This window comes from [Bacillus] enclensis (genome assembly GCF_001456935.1).
GTDB lineage: Bacteria > Bacillota > Bacilli > Bacillales > Bacillaceae_B > Rossellomorea > Rossellomorea enclensis.
This window is the reverse complement of sequence record NZ_KQ758485.1, coordinates 451,321-470,841: the sequence shown is the minus strand read 5'-3', so window position 1 is coordinate 470,841 and position 19,521 is coordinate 451,321. Positions and strand designations below refer to the sequence as shown.

Below are 19,521 nucleotides of genomic sequence, written 5' to 3'. Positions count from 1 at the left end.
TCACTTGGTCTATCGTGAAAATTCGACAGGTCGAGCAGAAGTCATGAGATTTCGCGCATAACGGGTGAAGTTTCGAGCACAAATAAATTATTTTGAACACAAATGTGAACATTTCGAGCAAAAATCATTTCTCAAGGTCCATCCGGCTTTCAAAGCCGCCCATTACAATAAGAAAAAGCCACCCAATACAATAAGAAAATCAGGTGAAATCATGAAACTTCATCACATGGGCATCAACGTCAGCAGTCTGGAACGTTCAAAACAGTTTTATCAAACTCATTTCGGTTTTAAAGAAGAGTTCACTGCTGTCATCGGGAGCGAGGAAATCGTATTTTTAAAGAGGGATGAAGAGCGGCTGGAACTCATTCAGGACGGGGATAGTGCGCTGTCACAATCCATGGTCCACTTCGCATGGGAAACTGCACACCTGGAAGCGGAAATAGTGCGGCTCTCCAGGCTGGGACTGGAACCCGACGAAGGGCCGGTCCAGCTGGGTAACGGCTGGAGAGCAGTCTTTTATGAGGGGCCGGATGGCGAATTGATCGAGTTGATCAACGCGGGTTCGTCCTAGTTGTCCGGCCCTAAAAACCTCACCAACCCGATCGGTTTTATGAAATTTTTTTGTTTCCCCATCTGTGTTACAGTTATCCGGGTGTAATGAAATTAACAGATTGGGAAGGGATTTTCATGAAAAGAGAATTCGTGATTCGCTGGGCGTTTTTCTTTGTCGGCCTGCTTGTACTGGCCCTCGGGATCACCCTGACGATCAAAGGAAAAGACCTTGGAATCGGCCCTTGGGATGTGTTCCACTACGGCCTCTTTAAACAGCTCGGTCTTACGATCGGGACATGGTCGATCATCGCCGGATTCGTCATCCTGTTGATTACAGGCCTCGGAACCAGGTCATTCCCGAAGATCGGTGCGTTTCTAAATATGCTTTTAATTGGTATTTTCATAGATATATTTAATTATTTGATTCCTGATCCGGAATCAATCGTGGTACAGGCAATCGTGTTTGCTGTCGGCATCATCGTACTCGGATACGGGATCGGGCTCTATGTATCCGCAGACCTCGGAGCGGGTCCGAGGGACAGCCTCATGCTCCTCGTTGTCGAGAAGACGGGCTGGAAGGTGCAGTATGTCCGCAACGGAATGGAGATCCTCGTCTTTTTCTTCGGATGGATGCTCGGCGGACCAGTCGGCATCGGTACCGTGGTCATTGCGCTCGGGCTCGGTTCGATCGTCGGGGTCTCCCTGCCGCAGAGCAAGCGGCTCCTGAACTATGTATTGGCAAGACCATTATCCAAAAGAAACAATCCCCTTGCGAGCTGAGGGGATTTTTTTTTTTTGTATTTACCGCCGTTGAAGCTGCGCGGCTCCAAGGGAAGGGCGGCCATTTTTCGATTTGATAATATATTTGGATTTTTGATAATATAAGCATCGTTTTTGATAATATATCTTGATTGGACGGGGTCCGGGGGCAACTATGGATGGTGAAAAGCTTGGTTGAAGCACGAAATCACATAATAAAGCATGAAACCCACGTCTTTAGCTGCTATTTCAGTTGAACTTACTGCTTTTTTAAAGGGGTTGTCAAATTAAGTTTTTGCAGCATCCAGGAATCATGCTGCAGACTGGGTCACGGTACCTGTCCCCCTGACTCACCACTATTAAGAAAAAGGATTTCTACCGCTGGGATAGAACTACTATTGTAAAGGGGTGGATGGAAAATGGAATTTAGCTATCATGTGTGGGCGACCCGAAAGCTGCTGGGTCATTTGAAGACACTGCCGAGGGACGTTTTTCGGGAAGAGATTCAGAGCGTGTTCCCGTCCGTTGAACGGACGTTCTTTCATCTGTATGAAGTGGATGCATTATGGTTCTCAAGGTTAAAGGGTGAACCTTCACCGGTGGATAAAAAGATGTTTGAGACACTTGAAGAATGCGAGATGGATTTTTCGGATTTACATAGCGAGATCCTTGACTGGCTTGATGACATGGGAGATGGTACGGTTTCCATCAGTTATCAGACAAGTAAAGGGGAAACATTCCAAAATACAAGAGAAGAGATCCTGAAGCATCTCATTAATCACGGTACCTATCACCGCGGGAATATTTCCGCGATGCTCAGGCAGCTTGGTGAAAAAGGAGTCTCCACGGATTATATCTATTATCTCCGGGAAAAAGGGGACGTGCTTCTATGAGGGAGCTGGTGGGTCACTGCGAGTCGTGCGGGAAGCCGATTTACTGCCTGGATGGTTTTTTCAACGGAGTAAAAAAAGACAGCGGGAAGGTCGTTTGTTTCGACTGTGATGAAGAGGAGGAGAAAGATGGGTCATGAGTATGCAGTTCGATTGGTTTCATTGCTGACGGAGAATCGAAATGAGGAAAACCGGGAAGCGATGGAAAACTATATGCGCAATCAATTCCAGTTCTTCGGCATCAAGACCCCGGAGCGGAATGCGCTGATGCGGGAGTTTTTAAAAGAAAACGGAAAGCCTCCGGTGGAAGAGCTCACGGAAATTGTGCGCACCCTTTGGGATCAGCCGCAGCGCGAATGCCAGTATGCTGCGATGACGCTGCTCGATAAGCAGGCAAAGCAGCTTACGAGGGAGCACCTACCTCTTTTGGAGGAAATGGTCTTAACGAAATCCTGGTGGGACACGGTGGATCACATCTCCCCTCATCTGGCAGGCAGAATCCATGAAAAAGAAAATGCGGACGATTATCTCGAAAAGTGGATACAGGCTGAGGATTTCTGGCTGAACCGGACGTCGATCCTCCACCAGCTGAGGTATAAGGAGAAGACGGATGAAAGCCGCCTATTCCGTTACATCCTCATGCACAATGAATCGAAGGAGTTTTTCATCCAGAAAGCAATCGGATGGGCGCTCCGGGAGTATTCAAAAACAAATCCGGAAGCAGTAAGGAAGTTCATTGAAAGTGAAAATCTTGCCCCGTTAAGCAAAAGGGAAGGCCTGAAGCATATCAAGAGGCTCGAAAAAGTGAAGTAGAGAGTTTCAGAACCCATATGTTTTGAATGAACCCTCCCTCATTAGGTATGATAGGAACAAGAATGATGAGGAGGTCATACTATGGACTTCATGTTGCAGCGACCCGATTCGCAGGAAGAAGTGAATATCAACACGCTTCTTCAGGATAAGCAGTCGGCAGTCATCTTCGTCCGCCACCTTGGCTGACCGATCTGCCGGAATTACCTCACGCAGTTGCGTGAGCGCGTTGAAGAATTCGATAAACGAACTATCCATCTAGTCGTGATCGCTCCGTCAAAAGGAAGCTTTGTCTCGCAATTCCTTGATGAATTCGGTCCGTTTCCATTCACGATCTACGGCGATCCGGCCCGCGAAGGCTACAAACAGGCGGGCACCGTCACCATGCCGAAATGGAAACTGCTCGGAAAAGCCCTGTTCGGCTTCGTCACAGGAAAAGTGAAGAACTTCATGCCGGACGAACAAGGCCAAAAGAAATTCGTCCAGAAATCGATGAAAACCCAGGACGTCTACATCCAGGGCGCCACCATCCTATTCAACGAAAAAGGAAAAGCCGTCTGGAAACACATCGACCAGTCCCCCGAAGATCACGCGAGCATTGACACGCTGCTGGAGAAGATTGATACGAAATTATAAAAACCAGTAAGTTGATTGGGCTTGGACAGAAATAATCAACGAGATGATAAAAAGGCGACCTTAACATGCTTTCAAGGGTCGTCTTTTTTCTTTTAAGAGGTATATTTTATATGAGGTTAACCTAAATTCATGGACAATCCAGCAGTTGATTGGAGTGGAAGACGAAGACTCCTATCAGAAAAGCGAAAGGGCTTTGCTCAGAGGCGTGTGGCATAAGACGAATCGGCCTGGAAGGCGTTCTTTGCCTTCATGGTCGGTTTGGCTTATGACATGTGCCTCTAAGCCCTGTAGCTGGCCAGTACCTATCCCATGGAGGCTCCCCGCTCGCCCGCGGAAAGCGTAGTCTTCCACGGAAATCAACTGCGGTATAATAAGGCAAACTATATTAAGAAAACGCCAGCAGCAAAAAAAAATCCGCACTATTTTTCATAAATCGGGAACACTAAAACGTATGATTTCGGTTGAAAAAATTTTGTCCATCACGAAAAAACATGTTAAACTAAAAAGTAGATTAAAAACATGGCAGAATAAAGAAAAATCAGATATTTAGTGTATTTTTGGAGTGGACAACTGTTTATAAAGCGCTTACAAAATTTACGAAAAGAGCTTACATACCAAAGGAGGATATCCAAATGACAAGCAAAACTCTTGATGCATTTTTGCAGGAAAACCTGGAAGATCTGAAAGCCCGCGGTTTATACAACGAAATCGATCCGTTAGAAGGTGCGAACGGACCTGTCATCACCATCAAAGGAAAGAAGCTCGTAAATCTTTCCTCCAACAACTATCTTGGGCTAGCCACAGACGAGCGCCTGAAAAAGGTAGCGATCGAAGCGGTAAAAGAATACGGCGTCGGTGCCGGTGCTGTCCGCACGATCAACGGTACGCTTGATCTGCACGTGAAGCTTGAGGAAAAGCTTGCCCAGTTCAAGGGAACAGAAGCAGCAATCGCGTATCAATCAGGCTTCAACTGTAATATGGCGGCAATTTCAGCGGTCATGGACAAAAATGATGCCATTCTTTCTGACGAGCTGAACCATGCTTCGATCATCGACGGCTGCCGCCTTTCAAAAGCCAAGATCATCCGTTTCAATCACTCTGACATGGAAGACCTCCGCGCGAAGGCGAAAGAAGCGAAGGAATCCGGCCAATACAATAAAATCATGATCATCACGGACGGTGTGTTCTCGATGGATGGAGACGTTTGTAAGCTTCCTGAAATCGTCGAGATTGCGGAAGAGTTCGACATGATGACATATGTGGATGATGCCCACGGTTCAGGTGTCCTTGGAAAAGGTAAAGGAACAGTGAAGCACTTCGGTTTGCAGGATAAGGTCGACTTCCAGATGGGTACCCTTTCAAAAGCAATCGGGGTAGTCGGAGGATATGTCGCAGGAACACAGAACCTGATCGACTGGCTGAAAGTCCGCTCCCGCCCATTCCTGTTCTCGACTTCCCTTACACCGGCTGACGTGACGGCTTGTACAGAAGCGCTCGACCTTCTGATGAACAGCACGGAACTTCAGGATAAGATGTGGGAAAACAGTGCTTATCTGAAAGAGAACCTTGAGAAACTCGGTTTTGACATCGGTAAAAGTGAAACACCTATCACACCGGTCATCATCGGTGAAGAGCAGGCGACTCAGGACTTCAGTAAGCGTCTGTACGAAGAAGGCGTTTATGCGAAATCCATCGTATTCCCTACTGTACCAAGAGGAACGGGACGCGTGAGAAACATGCCGTCAGCAGCTCATACGAAAGAGATGCTTGATCAGGCGATTGCGGCGTATGAAAAAGTCGGCAAAGAACTTGGAATTATCTAAACCACACATTTACTATACAATGCCTTGCCGGATGGACGGGTTTCCCGTTCACCGGCCATGTGCTTTTTTTGCAGGAGGACATAATAAATGAAAAAGATCTTACTAACAGGAGCATTGGGCCAAATCGGTTCTGAGCTTACGGCAAAGCTTAGAAGCGTGTATGGCTCGGATAATGTCATCGCAACCGATATCCGTGAAACCGACAGCCATGTGGTCCACAACGGTCCATTCGAAAAGCTGGACGTGACGGATGCAGAGAAGATGTTCGATATCGCCAAAAAGAATAACGTCGACACCATCATTCACCTGGCTGCGCTTCTATCGGCAACGGCTGAAAAGAAACCTCTTCTTGCGTGGAACCTTAATATGGGCGGATTGGTGAATGCACTTGAAACGGCAAGGGAATTGGACTGCCAGTTCTTTACGCCAAGCTCGATCGGCGCTTTCGGTCCGACTACTCCGAAAAACTCGACGCCTCAGGATACGATCATGCGTCCGACGACGATGTACGGAGTGAATAAAGTATCGGGGGAACTTCTTTCCGACTACTACTTCCAGAAGTTCGGCGTCGACACAAGAGGGCTTCGCTTTCCAGGATTGATTTCGTATGAAACGCTGCCTGGCGGAGGAACGACCGATTACGCTGTGGAAATTTATTACGAGGCGATCAAGAACAATGCCTACACTTCCTACATAGGTGAAGGAACGCATATGGACATGATGTACATGCCGGATGCCCTTCAGGCGATCATTGACCTGATGGAAGCCGATCCTTCCAAACTCGAACACCGCAATTCCTTCAACGTATCTGCAATGAGCATCGCACCTGAAGACGCAGCGTCAGCGATCCGCGTTCACCAGCCGGACTTCAAGCTCGACTATGACGTCGACCCTGTCCGTCAGGCAATCGCCGAAAGCTGGCCGGACGCCATCGACTCAAGTGCTGCAAAAGCCGAGTGGGGATTCAAAGCAAACTTCGACCTGGCCAAGATGACAGCAGATATGCTCGATAAACTAAAAACGAAATGATGACAAAAATTGACCACCTTCAAGAGAGAGGTGGTCAATTTTTTGTTTGGGTTCATTTTCATATTTGTAAATTCGACAGAATTATAGAATAATAAAGTTATTATATGAAAAAGATCGCGCAGGTGGCGTCATGGAAGATAAAATGGTACAAGCCAAAAATCAAACATTCAATCGTCTTGCGGCCGTGACGGGTCTGTTGTTCATACTCCAGATCCTCACTGTTCTTCTTCTTGATGGCCCGTGGGAGCTCGTCATCTCCCTTATCATCATGATGGGGGGAGGCTTCTTCCTTCTAAACATGAGGCGGAAGGCAGCAGCCCTCTATACCGAATATCATCAGCTGATTGAAGAAAAAAACCAATTATCCACCCTGCTCCACTCACTCCCTGATTTTGTCTGCTTCAAAGACGGGGAGGGGCGCTGGCTCAAGGTGAATCAATTCGGCCGGCACCTCTATAATTTGGAGGATATCGATTATATCGGAAAAACAGACCGTGAACTGGGTGAACTTGTCCCTTTTTTTAAAGATGCCTTTGACTATTGTGTCGATTCGGATGAAGAATCCTGGCAGGCTGGTGACGTGACGAGATGTGAGGAAGGATTTTATTTGCCGAATGGGGAATTCAAGACCTTCGATGTCATCAAAGTACCCCTTTTCCATGAAGATGGGAGCCGGAAAGGCCTGGTCATCATCGGAAGGGACATCTCCCAGCAGAAAATAGCCGAGGAAATGCTTTTAAGGAAAGAAAAGCTTTCTGTGGTAGGAGAACTCGCGGCCGGCATCGCCCATGAAATCCGCAATCCGCTCACAAGCATCAAAGGGTTCATCCAGCTGCTTGAAGAGAACGAACACGTCTCCGAAAGTTATTTGTCAGTCATGTCCTCAGAGATGGACCGCATCAATCAAATCGTAGGTGAACTCCTGATCTTATCCAAACCGCAAATGAGGGAATTCAGTCCATTCGATCTGCGGGAAGTCCTTGAATATATTACAAAAGTGATGGGCCACGAAGCCCTGCTGAAAGGCATCACCATCCATGAAAACAGCCCTGATACACCAATCAAAGTGTACGGGGACAAGAACCAGATCATCCAGGTGCTGATCAACATCGTGAAAAATGCCATCGACGCCATGGACGAAGGCGATATCACGATCGATTGCATAATGGAAGATAAGAATATCAAGATTTCCGTAGCCGACCAGGGTACAGGCATACCGCCTGAACGTCTGAAGCGCCTGGGCGAACCGTTCTTCACCCTCAAAGAAAAAGGGATGGGCCTCGGACTCACCGTCAGCCAGAAAATCCTTCAGGACCACAAAGGCTGCCTTCACATCGAGTCGGAACTGGGTAAGGGGACCACGGTGGAGGTGCTGCTTCCAAGGTATGCTGGGGATGAATAAATAAACCATCAAACCAAAACGCACGTGGATTTCATTTGAAATCCTGTGCGTTTTTTATTAGGAGTCTACTAATTGTAATTGGATATTTATGTTAATATGTTAGAGTGAGATTTTAACTCTATCAAACTTGCCGGGGTGTTACTGTGGAAAATAAATTTATAAGGGGAACGTTCTTTTTGACCGCATCCACCCTGATATCCAAGGTTCTGGGGTTTCTTTATATTATACCTTTCACTGCCTTGGTTGGTACGCAGGGATATGCTTTGTACAAGTATGCATACAGCCCGTATACCATTTTGCTAAGCATTTCGACAATAGGTCTTCCGCTTGCTGTATCGAAATTCGTTTCGAAATACAATGAACTGGGAAACTATCGGGTGGGATTGAATCTATTAAAATATGGGATGTACTTTATGATCATAAGCGGGTTCATATCTTTTGCGGTTTTATATCTGACTGCTCCATTTCTCGCAGGATTCGTGATTGATCCGAATGATCCAACGGGTAATTCACTGGAAGATGTCGAATTTGTGATCCGGCTCGTCAGCTTTGCTTTATTAATCATTCCGGTGATGAGTATTTTTCGCGGCTATTTTCAGGGGAGTCAATCGATGGGGCCGTCTGCTGTCAGTACCGTCATTGAGCAAATCGTGCGGATTGTCTTTATCCTGGCTGGTGCTTATATCGTCATTCACATGCTAGATGGATCTCTTAAAAACGCAGTCGGAATCGCGACCTTTGCTGCATTTATCGGGGGAGTGGCAGGGTTCTTTGTTTTGCTTTTTTACTTTTATAAACGGAGGCACTTGATAAAGAAGCAGCGAGATCAAAGCCTCAATAATATGGATCTTGAAATCACGTCTATCTTTAAGGAACTGATTGGATATGCCTTTCCCTTTGTAGTGGCGGGCCTCGCTATACCGATTTATCAGAATATCGATACCTTCACCATAAACCCGATCTTTCAATCGTCAGGGTATACATTACATGAATCAGAAACCGTTAATTCAGTCATCGGCTTAGCACAAATACTCGTAATGGTCCCTGTGTCACTGGCGACAGCTTTTGGTATGTCGTTGATCCCGGGCATAACGTCTGCCTATACAAGCGGAAGAATGACAGAAGTGAAAAATAGAATCCATCAAAGCATCCAGCTCCTGATGTTCTTCACTTTACCGGCGGCCATGGGTCTTTGTATTCTGGGAAAACCCGTCTATCTGATTGTGTTTGGACTGCAGAACAGCCCGGATCTGGGCGGCGGGATTCTTCAGTGGTATTCCTTAGCCGCCATTGTTTTCGCATTGTTCACAGTCTCCGCGGCCGTGATGCAGGGGATAAACAGGCAGAAGACATTAATCACCGGGGTCTTATTGGGGGTCATTCTTAAAATCATTTTGAATTATTTATTATCCCCTTACTTAGATGAAACGGGTCCGATCTTGGCAACCTACATTGGATTCTCTGTATCCATACTCTACAACGTCATCGTTATCAGGAAAGCGATCCGGCTCGACATCCTGCCCCTGCTAAAGACACTGCGATCAGTATTCCTGCTTGTAATCGCCATGTCACTCACAGTCTGGCTGGTCAAGTACATGGCCGACAGCCTGTTGCCCGAAACACTGAGTATCTATTACCGTGCACTGATTACTTCGATTCTTGGGATCACTACAGGGATAATTGTTTATCTTGGCATAGGGACGAGATTATCCTTAGTAAAAGAGTATTTGAGTTCTAGGAAAGTGAAAGATGGGTCTTGATTATAGAGAATTATGTTGATGAAGGATTTGGCACGTTAAACATATTACTAGTTTCCAGCAGTTGATTGTAGTGGAAGACGAAGACTCCTATCAGAAAAGCGGAAGGGCTTTGCTCAGAGGCGTGTGGCATAAGACGAATCGGCCACGAAGGCGTTCTTTGCCTTCTTGGTCGGTTTGGCTTATGACATGTGCCTCTAAGCCCTGCAGCTAGACAATAAAAGCCAAAGCCGAGGAGGCTCACAGGCTACCCGCGGAAAGCGTAGTCTTCCACGGAAATCAACTGCGGTATAAAAAGTCAGATCACAAGGTAGACGGAATGACATTAAAAAACCAGGTCCCCTAAAAAAGGACCTGGTTTTCATTCTAACCACTATTAAAATATCATATGCGCGATACCCACAATCACAAACAACGTCAGGAATGTACGCTGCAAGAAGATGATCACAAGGTCCTTGAAGTCCACCGGAATCTTCGAACCAAGCAATAATCCCCCAACCTCAGACATGTAGATGAGCTGTGTCACTGACAGGGATGCGATAACGAAACGTGTCAATTCGCTTTCGATTCCGCCGCCAAAGATTGCAGGAAGGAACATATCGGCAAAACCGACAAGGATTGATTTGGATGCTTCCGTTGCCTCTGGAACCTGAAGAAGTTCCAATAATGGGATGAACGGCATGCCGATCCATTCGAAGAACGGCGTGTTTTCCGCAACGATCAGCGCGGTTGTACCAATCGCCATAACGATCGGAGCCACACCCATCCACATATCGAGTACATTCTTCATACCGTCTGCAAAGAATTTTGATACGCTGTTGTTGTTCTTGGCCTGCACAAGCGCAGACTCGTAACCGTATCCGAAACGCGTGTAGCCTTCCGGGATGACTTCCATCGTATCTTTCCCTTCCTGGCCGTTATAGTACGTATCCGGTTTGCGGGATAATGGCGGGATGCGCGGCAGGATGATCGCGGAAATCAAGCCGGCTGCTGCCACCGTCAGGTAGAAGGGAATGAAGTAATCCCCAAGTCCGACCTCTGAAATGACGACTAAGCTGAATGTGATGGATACAACCGAGAATGTCGTACCGATGATGGCCGCTTCCTTCTTCGTATAATATCCTTCTTCATACTGCTTGTTTGTCAACAGGACCCCGATCGTCCCGTCCCCGAGCCAGGAAGCCAGACAGTCGATGGAAGAACGCCCTGGTAATCCGAACAGCGGTCTCATGATCTTCGTGAGCAGTGCCCCGAATAATTCCAGTAGTCCGAAATTCAATAATAATGGCAGGAACAGCCCTGCAAATAAAAAGACGGAAAATAAAATCGTGAGAAGTCCTTCAGAATTCAGAAGAAGTCCTCCGGTCGCATCGGACCATACCCATTCAGGCCCGATTTTGAAAAGAGTCATGACTGCATAAACGGCACCCAATACCCTTACGACTACCCAAACGGCCGGTACATTGAAAAGATTATAGAAAAATGGCGATTTCTTGATCGCTTCCGGCTGGGCTGCTTTTGTGATGAATGTCCCGATCACGGTCAACACAATCAGGCCTGTCATGATCGCTGGGACAAGCGTCCCGATGCTATCCTGAAGCCACCCTGATAAAATGGCGATCGGAATCGTAATCCCGTCCTCTTGCGGAATCGGAATGATGAATAGAAAAATTCCTATCAATGAAGGAATGATAAATCGTAAATGACTGGTTAATGTAAAGCGTTGCTGGTTCATGGATTCACCTCTGTTGATCATTTGCTGGAATGAAACATTATTCATTTTAGTGTATACATATAAATTTGTCCAGGTGGAAATTCATACCTCAGTCAATGAATGCTGCATGTGAGCAGGTTAATAGCTGCAGAAAACCACCATTATTATTCGACACAATCCGATATTTACCCCATCTTTTTTCATAATAAACCGACTGGATACTAATACCAGTAAGGAAGCCGGGCCGTCCTTTTTTTAAGCCGGCCCGGTTGATTTATAAAAATAACAATCCAAGTGAAATGACGATTCCGCTGATGACAAGGATAAATACGCAGTAGCCCATAATATCCTTTGCCTTCAGTCCTGCGATGGCAAGGGCAGGCAGCGCCCAGAACGGCTGGATCAAGTTCGTCCACGCATCTCCCCAGGCAACCGCCATAGCTGTTTTTGCCACGGAGGCATCGAGGGTCTGGGCAGCATCGAGCATGATCGGAGCCTGAACCGCCCACTGTCCTCCGCCTGAAGGAACGAAGAAATTGACGATCCCCGCACTGATGAATGCGAAGAAATAGAATGTCACATCATTTGAAATCGATACGAAGGCTTCTGACATGACCACGGCCAGACCGGATGCCGTCATCATCCCCATGATCCCTGCATAGAACGGGAACTGGATGACGATTCCGCTTGCCCCTTTGATCGCTTCCTGTACGGCAGCCAGGAACCGCTTCGGTGTCCCGTGGAAAAGGATGCCGAGGAACAGGAACAGGAAGTTAACGATATCCAGGTTGAGGGCAAAGCCATTTTTTACAAAATAGTACCCAAGGAAAATCACACCGAGAATCCCGATGACCACGGAGAGGACCATGCTGTTTTCCATTTTTTCAGCTGGCGTCAGCGCTTCTGTCTCAACTGCCGCAGCAGTTTCGTTGAAGAGTGAAGGATCAACTGTTACGGTCTCGTCCTTCGAAGGCATCAACAGTCTTGCGGTGATCGGCAGGACGACGAACAGAACGGCAACGATAATAAGATTGAATGAAGCAAAAATCGTGTCGCCGGTCGATATGACGCCGATCAAATCCTGAAACGGATGTCCCTCGGTCGCGATTGATAATGGAATCGAGCCTGAAAATCCTGCATGCCAGACGACGAACCCTGAATATGCACTTGCAATCAGCAAACGGTAATCCACGTTTTTGACCCGTTTTGCGAGTTCTTTCGCGAAAAGTGCCCCAATGACAAGTCCGAAGCCCCAGTTTATCCAGCTTGCGATCATCGAAACGACCGTGACGATGACGATGGCCGATCCCGGCGATTTTGCAAATGAAGCAAGGAAGCCGAGGAATCGTTTGAAGATCGGGCTGCTCGCAAGTACATAGCCGGTTACGAGAACCAGGACCATCTGCATGGAGAATGCCAATAGCGCCCAGAATCCTTCTCCCCAGAACTGGACCATCTGGATGCTTGTGCTGTCTGTGAAGATGAGTCCCAACCCGAATACGACGAGGGTCAGGATGACCACAAACAGAAACGGATCGGGCAGGTACCGCTGCATGATCCGGTTTGATAGTGAAATTAACGGTTTCAATTCATTTTCTCCCCTTTGTGTTTTTTTCTTTTTAAAACCATCCCGATTCTTATACTTCTATAATGTTGTGTGAAAACCCTTTCAAGATGTCGAATTTTCTTATAATTTAGTTTGGATAAAATTCAGGACCGTTCCTTTGCGCTCCAGGCATTTGCTTTCCGCGGGGAGGAAGTCGAGCCTCCTCGTCGCTGCGCTCCTGCGGGAGGAAATGCACAGGCGGTTCGTTCAGCCCCGACAAGTATAAGATGAATGGTCCGGGAAGGCGCTTTTTGCCTTCTTGGGCCATTTAGCTTATGACCTCGAGGGGCTAACCGCCGGAGCTGGACAGGTCTCGACCTTTCCTCTATCTCCCGCCGGAGTCAAATGCCTTCCGCTCCAATCCACTCCGGACTTTAATATAGATAAAATTAAACAAGATATTATCCAGTAAATAACAATCGGGAAACAAAAAACGGCCCCCTTTGAAAGAGGACCGGAAAAATTGTTATTGAGCTTGTTTGTGCTTTTTTGGTTTTGGTTTTGGCAGTATTTCTTTTCTTAGTAGTTTGAAGAGGGTGAAGCACATGAGCAGCAGGATGACGGTGAATGGCAGGGCTGATACGAGTGATGCTGTCTGCAGGCCTTCGAGTCCGCTTGAGAGGAGAAGGACGGCGGCGATGGCGGCGATGAGTACGCCCCATACAATTTTGACGAGCATCGGCGGGTTCAGGCTGCCTTCGGTTGTCATGCTGCTCAGGATATAGGTGGCCGAGTCGGCTGATGTGATCAGGAATGTGAAGATCAATAGGATCGAGAGCACATTCAGGAGCATCGTGAACGGAAGCTCGGCGTAGGTCGTGAACAATGCTTTGGTTACATCCTGATTGACGGCTTCTGCGATCGATGTTCCGCCGAACAGGTCAAAGTGCAGGGCCGTTCCGCCGAAGATGGCAATCCAAAGCAGGGCGATCATCGGCGGGATGACCAGCACCCCGATGATGAATTCCCTGATCGTCCTGCCCCTTGAGACGCGGGCGACGAACGCACCGACGAACGGAGACCAGGCGATTGCCCATGCCCAGTAGAAAATCGTCCAGTCCTGCACCCATGACCCACCCTGATAAGGGGTGAGGCGCAGGCTGTACCGGATGAAGTTGGTGATATAATCACCGATCCCCAGTGTGAACGTATTGAGTATGAAAACGGTCGGCCCTGCAATAAAGACGAACAGCATGAGCAGGAGCGCGAGTGACAGATTGAGATTGCTGAGCCACTTGATCCCCTTGTCTAGCCCCGTCGTCGAGGAAGTCAGGTAAAGGATCAGCAGTACAAGCACAATCAGCAGCTGGCTGAGGGTGCTGTCATCCATCCCGAATACGGTGTTCAATCCGCCGTTGATCTGAAGGATCCCAAGTCCCAGCGACGTGGCCACCCCCATGACGGTTGCGATGACGGCAAGGATATCGATTGTATTCTTGATGCCTTTAGCCCGTTTGCGTTTGCCGAACATCGGGGAAAGGGAAGTGGAGATCAAGCCGTTTTCCCCTTTCCTGAACTGGAAGTAAGCGATGATCAGGCCGACAATGGTGAAGACGGACCATTGGCTGACGCCCCAATGGAAAAAGGAATACGCCATCGAAAGCCGCGCTGCTTCTTTTGTCAGCGGTTCCGTCGAAGGGTAAGGCGTTTCGAAAAAATGGCTCATCGGTTCGGCTATTCCCCAGAAGACGAGTCCAATCCCGAATCCGGCTGAAAACAGCATCCCGATCCAGGTGAAGAATGGGTACTCAGGCCTTTCATCATCACGTCCAAGCCTGATTTTCCCGTATTTGCTTATGGCCAGTGCCACTAAAAATAAAACAAAAATAAGTACGGATAATAAGTAAAACCAGCCGAATGCATATGTAGTGAACCCGAATGCTGCATTTGCCCCTTTTGCAAACAGTTTGGGAAAGACGGCACCGAAAACAACTAAAATGGCGATTGCAACCGCCGAAATCCAAAAAACTTTATTTAAATTTTTACGATTCTCCAAATTAAGAATCCCTCCTTATGTTTTTTCTGCACACCTGCCTATTATTCTCATACCCCAATCACCCCCCTGTCATGCATGAACATTCAATATTTCTGTATAAAAGGCGCGAGAATGTCAAAAACAGGAGCGTTCTGATACAATGACTAAATAACAAATGCACAGAGAGCAAATGCTAAAGAAGAATAGAATGACAGCATGTGAAAAATACAGAAATGAAAGGTGTAGGATCATGATTACGAGCATTACAAGCGATATGGATGGAACATTATTAAATGAAAACCAGGAAATCTCGGAAGCGAATAAACAGGCGATCCTTGACGCTCAGAAGCAGGGAATCGAAGTGATCGTGGCAACGGGACGTTCCTATGAAGAGGCGCGTCACGTGCTTAAGGATGCCGGAATATCCTGCGATATCATCTGCGTGAACGGGGCGGAAGTCAGAAGTAAAGAAGGACAGATCGTCCATCAAGCGGGCATAGAGTCCTCTCATGCAAAGCAAATCGCAGCAGCCCTCAATGAGACTGGCATATACTTTGAAGTTTACACCGACAAGGGTACGTACACGGAAAACTATGATATGGGAATCGAACTGATCGTGGATATCTTTACGACAGCGAACCCCGATGTGACGGAGGAACAGGTGAGACAGGCGGCGCGTGAACGTTTTGAAAATGGTCATATCAGGCTCGTCGACGATTACGGTGCGATTTTCAATGACGATTCCCAGCTTGTTTATAAATTCCTCGTCTTCTCTTTTGACGATGAACAGCTGAAGGCAGCGAATGAAAAGCTGAAGAACATCGACGGAATCGCGGTCAGCTCATCCGGGAAAGAAAACCTTGAAGTGAACAGCATCGAGGCGCAGAAAGGCGTTGCATTGGAGAAAGTGTTAAAGGAAAAAGGACTTTCCCCGGAGGACGGGATGGCAATGGGGGACAACCTCAATGACCTGTCGATGATGAAAGTGGTCGGCCGTCCGGTCGCGATGGGCAATGCGCTCGCTCAAATCAAGGAATTCTGCACGTACCAGACAGCGGCAAACCGTGATGACGGAGTGGCAAAAGCCATCAGGGAGGCCATTCAATCTCCAGTGAAATAGGTTGAATTCTTCAATGGTTGTCCATACTGATGAAAAAATGATAAAGGAGACAGCGGCCGATGAGATCTTTTTTTAGTAAGAAAAGAATGATCCCGATGATCGGACTTCTGCTCATTCTCACATCATGCGGAGGACAACAGGAAGAAGAGAGCGAGTCGGTCAGCAAGCGTGAGACCCAACATAAAATACTTGCAGAGAACCTCTCCATCCCCTGGTCGATTGTGAAGGACGGGGGCGATTTCTACCTGACGGAGCGGACCGGCGGCATCGTGGAAATCAAGGAAGGCAGGCAGGCCAAGGTGAAAGTGAATCTCTCCAAGCCGCTTGCCAGCCAGCCCGAGGCAGGTTTCATGGGACTCGTCCCCCACCCTGATTTCAAAGAGAATCAACAGGCATTCGCCTACTATACGTACAACGCGGAGGACGGGACCCCCTATAACAGAGTCGTGGTGCTGAAAAGGTCGGGGGATGCGTGGGATGAAACCCGTGTACTCCTCGATAAGATCCCGAGCGGGGCACAGTACCATCACGGCGGCCGGCTGAAGATCGGCCCCGACGGGAAGCTGTATATCACGACGGGTGACGCCACGCAGGAAGAAAAAGCCCAGGAACTTTCCTTCCTCGGAGGCAAAATCCTGCGCATCAACCTCGACGGCAGCATTCCGGATGACAATCCGTTCGCTGATTCCCCGGTGTACACATATGGCCACCGCAATCCCCAGGGACTTGCCTGGAATGAAGCCGGGAAACTGTACGGAACGGAACACGGGCCGAACGGCTACGATGAGGTAAACCTGATCGTAGCCGGGAAGAATTACGGCTGGCCGGAGATCACGGGTGACGAAAAAGCCGAAGGCATGGTCTCACCGCTTGCCCATTCGGGAGAACCTTCATGGGCTCCGTCGGGTGCGGATTTCTGGAATGATAAGCTTGTGTTCGCGGCCCTTGGCGGCCAGAGCGTGAAGCTGTTTGACCCGGGGACGAAAGAGGTCAAAACTCTGATCAAAGGGTTCGGGCGTATCCGGGACGTGCTCGTGGAAGGGGACACTCTTTATTTCGTGTCAAATAACACGGACGGCAGGGGGCTCCCGAAAGAGAATGATGACAAGCTATATCAAGTGGACATGAATTCTTTAACACTGGAAGAATAAGATAAGAAAAGCCTTTCCCTTAATGAGCGGGAGAGGCTTTTTTGGTTGAAAAAACAACTTGTCCAGAAAATCAAGAAAAGTCACTGGACGGCCAGTTCAGAGGGGAGCCGGCGGGGTCATTCTCTTGTCAAAATGTCTAACAGATGGGCAGTGAAACGTTCGATGTTAAATGTGAAAGAAATCTTGGCGCGGCCTGTGCCGGTGCTGGTTTTATACATATTATGACCTCCTTTTATTTTATGATAAATAAGGAAGAAAGGCTTGTTTGAAAGTACTAGAATCTAGTAAAAGAGTTCTTTATATTTTCGTATAAAAAAAGAGAGGGAACCGGATTTGGCTCCCTCTCTTTTACAAGGCGGAAATACTATTTATCGCTCTTGCCTTCCTGTTTGGAGAAGGCTTTCGACAAGGCGTGGATGGCAAGCTCGAGCTGTTCGAGTTTCTTCTCAAGCTTGACGAGCAGAAAGAGAGTGACTGCAATCGGAAAACCGAAGTTACCCAGCAATTGTATGAACACTGAATATTCCATTGCGAGACCTCCTTAAAGATGGTGTGTGGTGCGGGGCCGGGGATAGCCTGTATAGGGGTTTAACTACCCGGAGCCAGGTCATAATCTAAATCAAGGCTGCAGGTTGACTGCTTTGGCGATCCCTGAGGCAATCGCCACGGCAAGATCCTGGATGAACGAGGCATTTTTTAAAAGTGAAGCATCGCCCTCATGGTCAATGAACAGATTTTCAAGCAGGATCGCAGGCATCGCGGTTTCCCTGAGGACGGCGAAGTTGGCTTCCTTCTGTCCGCGGTCACGGAGTCCGTAGCCCCCATAAAACTTCATGATTTCAGCATGAAGGACGTCCTGGCGCCTTCCTGTTTCCGTGCCCGACGTGCCGGGATAGATATAGCTTTCAAACCCGGTCCCGCCGCCGGCGTTGTGGTGGAAGGAGACGAAGTAATCAGCTCCGATTCCATTTGCGAACTGGGCCCGCTCTGATAGTCCGACATAGACATCCGAGGTCCGGGTCATGATGGCGTCCACGATATATTGTTCTTCAAGAAGTGTTTTTACCTTTGAAGCGATGGTAAGTGTCAGCTGTTTCTCCTGGAGACCGTTACCGGCTGCCCCGGGATCGTTCCCGCCGTGTCCGGGATCAAGTACAATCGTTGGCATACTGATCATCCTCCCTTCCTACGCCCAGTACCAGAATTGAGATCCGTATGGATATTCGATGCGGCTGTCGACATGGACGAACGTATTGTATTTGATGATGCCGCTGAATCCGCATGTTTTTGCGATTTCGGCTGTCTGGGAAGGCGTTTTTCCTGAAGGGTTTGTATCGGATGCCACGCCGTACAGGTGCATGCTGTTCGATGCGCCGCCTACGCTGCTGTTGTGGCTGATGCTCCTGAATCCTGAGTTGATCGTGATCGGCACGTTGCCAAGCTTTTTGCGGAGGGCTTCAAGCTTATACATCAAGCGGCGGACATTTTCTTTTACCTGTGTGGAACCGACCTTCCCTCCGGAAAATCCGCTGCCGTCTTTTGAATAAAATTCACTGAAGCTGAAGTGGGCGGTCGACCCGTCGCTGCTTTCCAGTGCATTTAACTGAGTGTGGGTAGCGGGACCGGCAATTCCGTCCGCTGAGAGCCCATACGCACGCTGGAACCTCTTCACGGCGGCCTCGGTTCCGGGACCGAATGCCCCGTCTACTGCTACTCTCGTCTGCGAAGGGGAATCTGCAGCCCAGCCTGCAACACGGATCTGAAGTTCCTTAACATCACTGCCGGAGTCACCATTTCTCATTGTTCTTGTCCAGTTCATCAAAACATCTCCCTTTTTTGGATTGCCCATCGCGCATTGTGAAGCGCTGAGGACGTGGTTTGGGTTGTGAGACATCCAAAAGGGATGCAGGATAAGAGCGGCCATCCCTGCCGCTTCTTACGCTGTTTTGTTTGCCTTACACCTTATAAAGAAGGAGAGGGGTGCTAATTTACAACCCGCTTCCGAAACTTTGTAAGAAAATCAAAAAGGACCAGTAAACACGAGGGGGAGACGTGTTTACTGGTCCTTTCGGGGCGCTTATTTTCGTAAATCAAACAATCCAGGAACGTCTTCGAGTGAATAACTGCGTACATATCCGATCACCTTGATCCTGAGTTCCTGTTCGAGATCTTCCCTGTTCTCCAGATGCGTCAGGCGCAGCGACTTTTTGATCTTCGGCTCGAAGCTCTGCACCACATTCACTTCATAAAGACTGTCATCCTGCGCTTCTTTTACCATGTCATAAAGTGCGTTCATT

At 48.1% G+C, this 19,521-nt stretch carries 19 protein-coding genes; 12 read left to right on the top strand and 7 right to left on the bottom strand.

Annotated elements, in window-relative coordinates; genetic code table 11:
• Positions 1 to 211: 211 nt before the first annotated feature.
• The 10 genes from AS034_RS17305 (at position 212) to AS034_RS17265 (ending at position 9,661) form a co-directional block, all read left to right on the top strand.
• Complete coding sequence (locus AS034_RS17305; RefSeq protein ID WP_058299498.1) at positions 212 to 571, top strand: VOC family protein; 360 nt, start codon at positions 212 to 214, stop codon at positions 569 to 571.
• A gap of 116 nt (positions 572 to 687) precedes the next feature.
• Positions 688 to 1,332, top strand: coding sequence for a YczE/YyaS/YitT family protein (locus AS034_RS17300; RefSeq protein WP_058299497.1), 645 nt, complete (start codon positions 688 to 690; stop codon positions 1,330 to 1,332).
• A gap of 398 nt (positions 1,333 to 1,730) precedes the next feature.
• On the top strand, positions 1,731 to 2,204 hold the full coding sequence (locus tag AS034_RS17295) for a DinB family protein (protein WP_058299496.1): 474 nt from the start codon (positions 1,731 to 1,733) through the stop codon (positions 2,202 to 2,204).
• Positions 2,201 to 2,341, top strand: a complete 141-nt coding sequence (locus AS034_RS23025) for a hypothetical protein (RefSeq protein ID WP_169792819.1) — start codon at positions 2,201 to 2,203, stop codon at positions 2,339 to 2,341. The genes AS034_RS17295 and AS034_RS23025 overlap by 4 nt, the downstream gene beginning before the upstream one ends.
• On the top strand, positions 2,331 to 3,014 hold the full coding sequence (locus tag AS034_RS17290) for a DNA alkylation repair protein (protein WP_058299495.1): 684 nt from the start codon (positions 2,331 to 2,333) through the stop codon (positions 3,012 to 3,014). Before AS034_RS23025 ends, AS034_RS17290 begins: the two co-directional genes overlap by 11 nt.
• A 213-nt stretch (positions 3,015 to 3,227) precedes the next feature.
• Positions 3,228 to 3,647, top strand: coding sequence for an AhpC/TSA family protein (locus AS034_RS17285; protein WP_058299494.1), 420 nt, complete (start codon positions 3,228 to 3,230; stop codon positions 3,645 to 3,647).
• A gap of 632 nt (positions 3,648 to 4,279) precedes the next feature.
• Positions 4,280 to 5,470 carry a glycine C-acetyltransferase gene (locus AS034_RS17280; protein ID WP_032087009.1) on the top strand — a complete coding sequence of 397 codons (1,191 nt, stop codon included), beginning with the start codon at positions 4,280 to 4,282 and terminating at the stop codon, positions 5,468 to 5,470.
• An 87-nt stretch (positions 5,471 to 5,557) separates the two neighbouring features.
• Positions 5,558 to 6,499: an L-threonine 3-dehydrogenase gene (locus AS034_RS17275; RefSeq protein ID WP_032087008.1), complete on the top strand. Its 942-nt coding sequence runs from the start codon at positions 5,558 to 5,560 to the stop codon at positions 6,497 to 6,499.
• Between the two features lie 130 nt (positions 6,500 to 6,629).
• The gene (locus AS034_RS17270; protein ID WP_244888184.1) at positions 6,630 to 7,901 is read left to right on the top strand and encodes an ATP-binding protein; all 1,272 of its coding nucleotides are present in this window, start codon (positions 6,630 to 6,632) and stop codon (positions 7,899 to 7,901) included.
• 143 nt (positions 7,902 to 8,044) lie between these two features.
• A complete protein-coding gene (locus tag AS034_RS17265; RefSeq protein ID WP_058299493.1) occupies positions 8,045 to 9,661 on the top strand; it encodes a putative polysaccharide biosynthesis protein in 1,617 nt (538 codons plus the stop codon).
• Between the two features lie 373 nt (positions 9,662 to 10,034).
• Here the strand turns inward: AS034_RS17265 and AS034_RS17260 are convergent, their stop codons facing one another.
• The 3 genes from AS034_RS17260 to AS034_RS17250 all read right to left on the bottom strand — a co-directional run bounded on the left by AS034_RS17260 (position 10,035) and on the right by AS034_RS17250 (position 14,974).
• Positions 10,035 to 11,393, bottom strand: a complete 1,359-nt coding sequence (locus AS034_RS17260; RefSeq protein ID WP_032087006.1) for a YjiH family protein — start codon at positions 11,391 to 11,393, stop codon at positions 10,035 to 10,037.
• Positions 11,394 to 11,646: 253 nt separating this feature from the next.
• Positions 11,647 to 12,960, bottom strand: coding sequence for a short-chain fatty acid transporter (locus AS034_RS17255; protein ID WP_032087005.1), 1,314 nt, complete (start codon positions 12,958 to 12,960; stop codon positions 11,647 to 11,649).
• Positions 12,961 to 13,444: 484 nt separating this feature from the next.
• On the bottom strand, positions 13,445 to 14,974 hold the full coding sequence (locus tag AS034_RS17250) for a BCCT family transporter (RefSeq protein WP_074440053.1): 1,530 nt from the start codon (positions 14,972 to 14,974) through the stop codon (positions 13,445 to 13,447).
• Positions 14,975 to 15,203: 229 nt separating this feature from the next.
• Between AS034_RS17250 and AS034_RS17245 the strand changes: the two genes are divergently transcribed.
• A complete protein-coding gene (locus AS034_RS17245; protein WP_032087002.1) occupies positions 15,204 to 16,073 on the top strand; it encodes a Cof-type HAD-IIB family hydrolase in 870 nt (289 codons plus the stop codon).
• A 59-nt stretch (positions 16,074 to 16,132) separates the two neighbouring features.
• Positions 16,133 to 17,224: a PQQ-dependent sugar dehydrogenase gene (locus AS034_RS17240; protein ID WP_058299492.1), complete on the top strand. Its 1,092-nt coding sequence runs from the start codon at positions 16,133 to 16,135 to the stop codon at positions 17,222 to 17,224.
• Between the two features lie 364 nt (positions 17,225 to 17,588).
• Here AS034_RS17240 and AS034_RS17235 read toward each other — a convergent pair whose 3' ends face one another.
• The 4 genes from AS034_RS17235 to AS034_RS17220 all read right to left on the bottom strand — a co-directional run bounded on the left by AS034_RS17235 (position 17,589) and on the right by AS034_RS17220 (position 19,520).
• On the bottom strand, positions 17,589 to 17,753 hold the full coding sequence (locus tag AS034_RS17235; protein WP_141771974.1) for a YvrJ family protein: 165 nt from the start codon (positions 17,751 to 17,753) through the stop codon (positions 17,589 to 17,591).
• A gap of 90 nt (positions 17,754 to 17,843) precedes the next feature.
• On the bottom strand, positions 17,844 to 18,392 hold the full coding sequence (locus AS034_RS17230; RefSeq protein WP_058299491.1) for an N-acetylmuramoyl-L-alanine amidase family protein: 549 nt from the start codon (positions 18,390 to 18,392) through the stop codon (positions 17,844 to 17,846).
• Between the two features lie 18 nt (positions 18,393 to 18,410).
• On the bottom strand, positions 18,411 to 19,043 hold the full coding sequence (locus AS034_RS17225) for a D-Ala-D-Ala carboxypeptidase family metallohydrolase (protein ID WP_058299490.1): 633 nt from the start codon (positions 19,041 to 19,043) through the stop codon (positions 18,411 to 18,413).
• Positions 19,044 to 19,301: 258 nt separating this feature from the next.
• On the bottom strand, positions 19,302 to 19,520 hold the full coding sequence (locus AS034_RS17220) for a hypothetical protein (RefSeq protein ID WP_032086997.1): 219 nt from the start codon (positions 19,518 to 19,520) through the stop codon (positions 19,302 to 19,304).
• Position 19,521 lies beyond the last annotated feature (1 nt).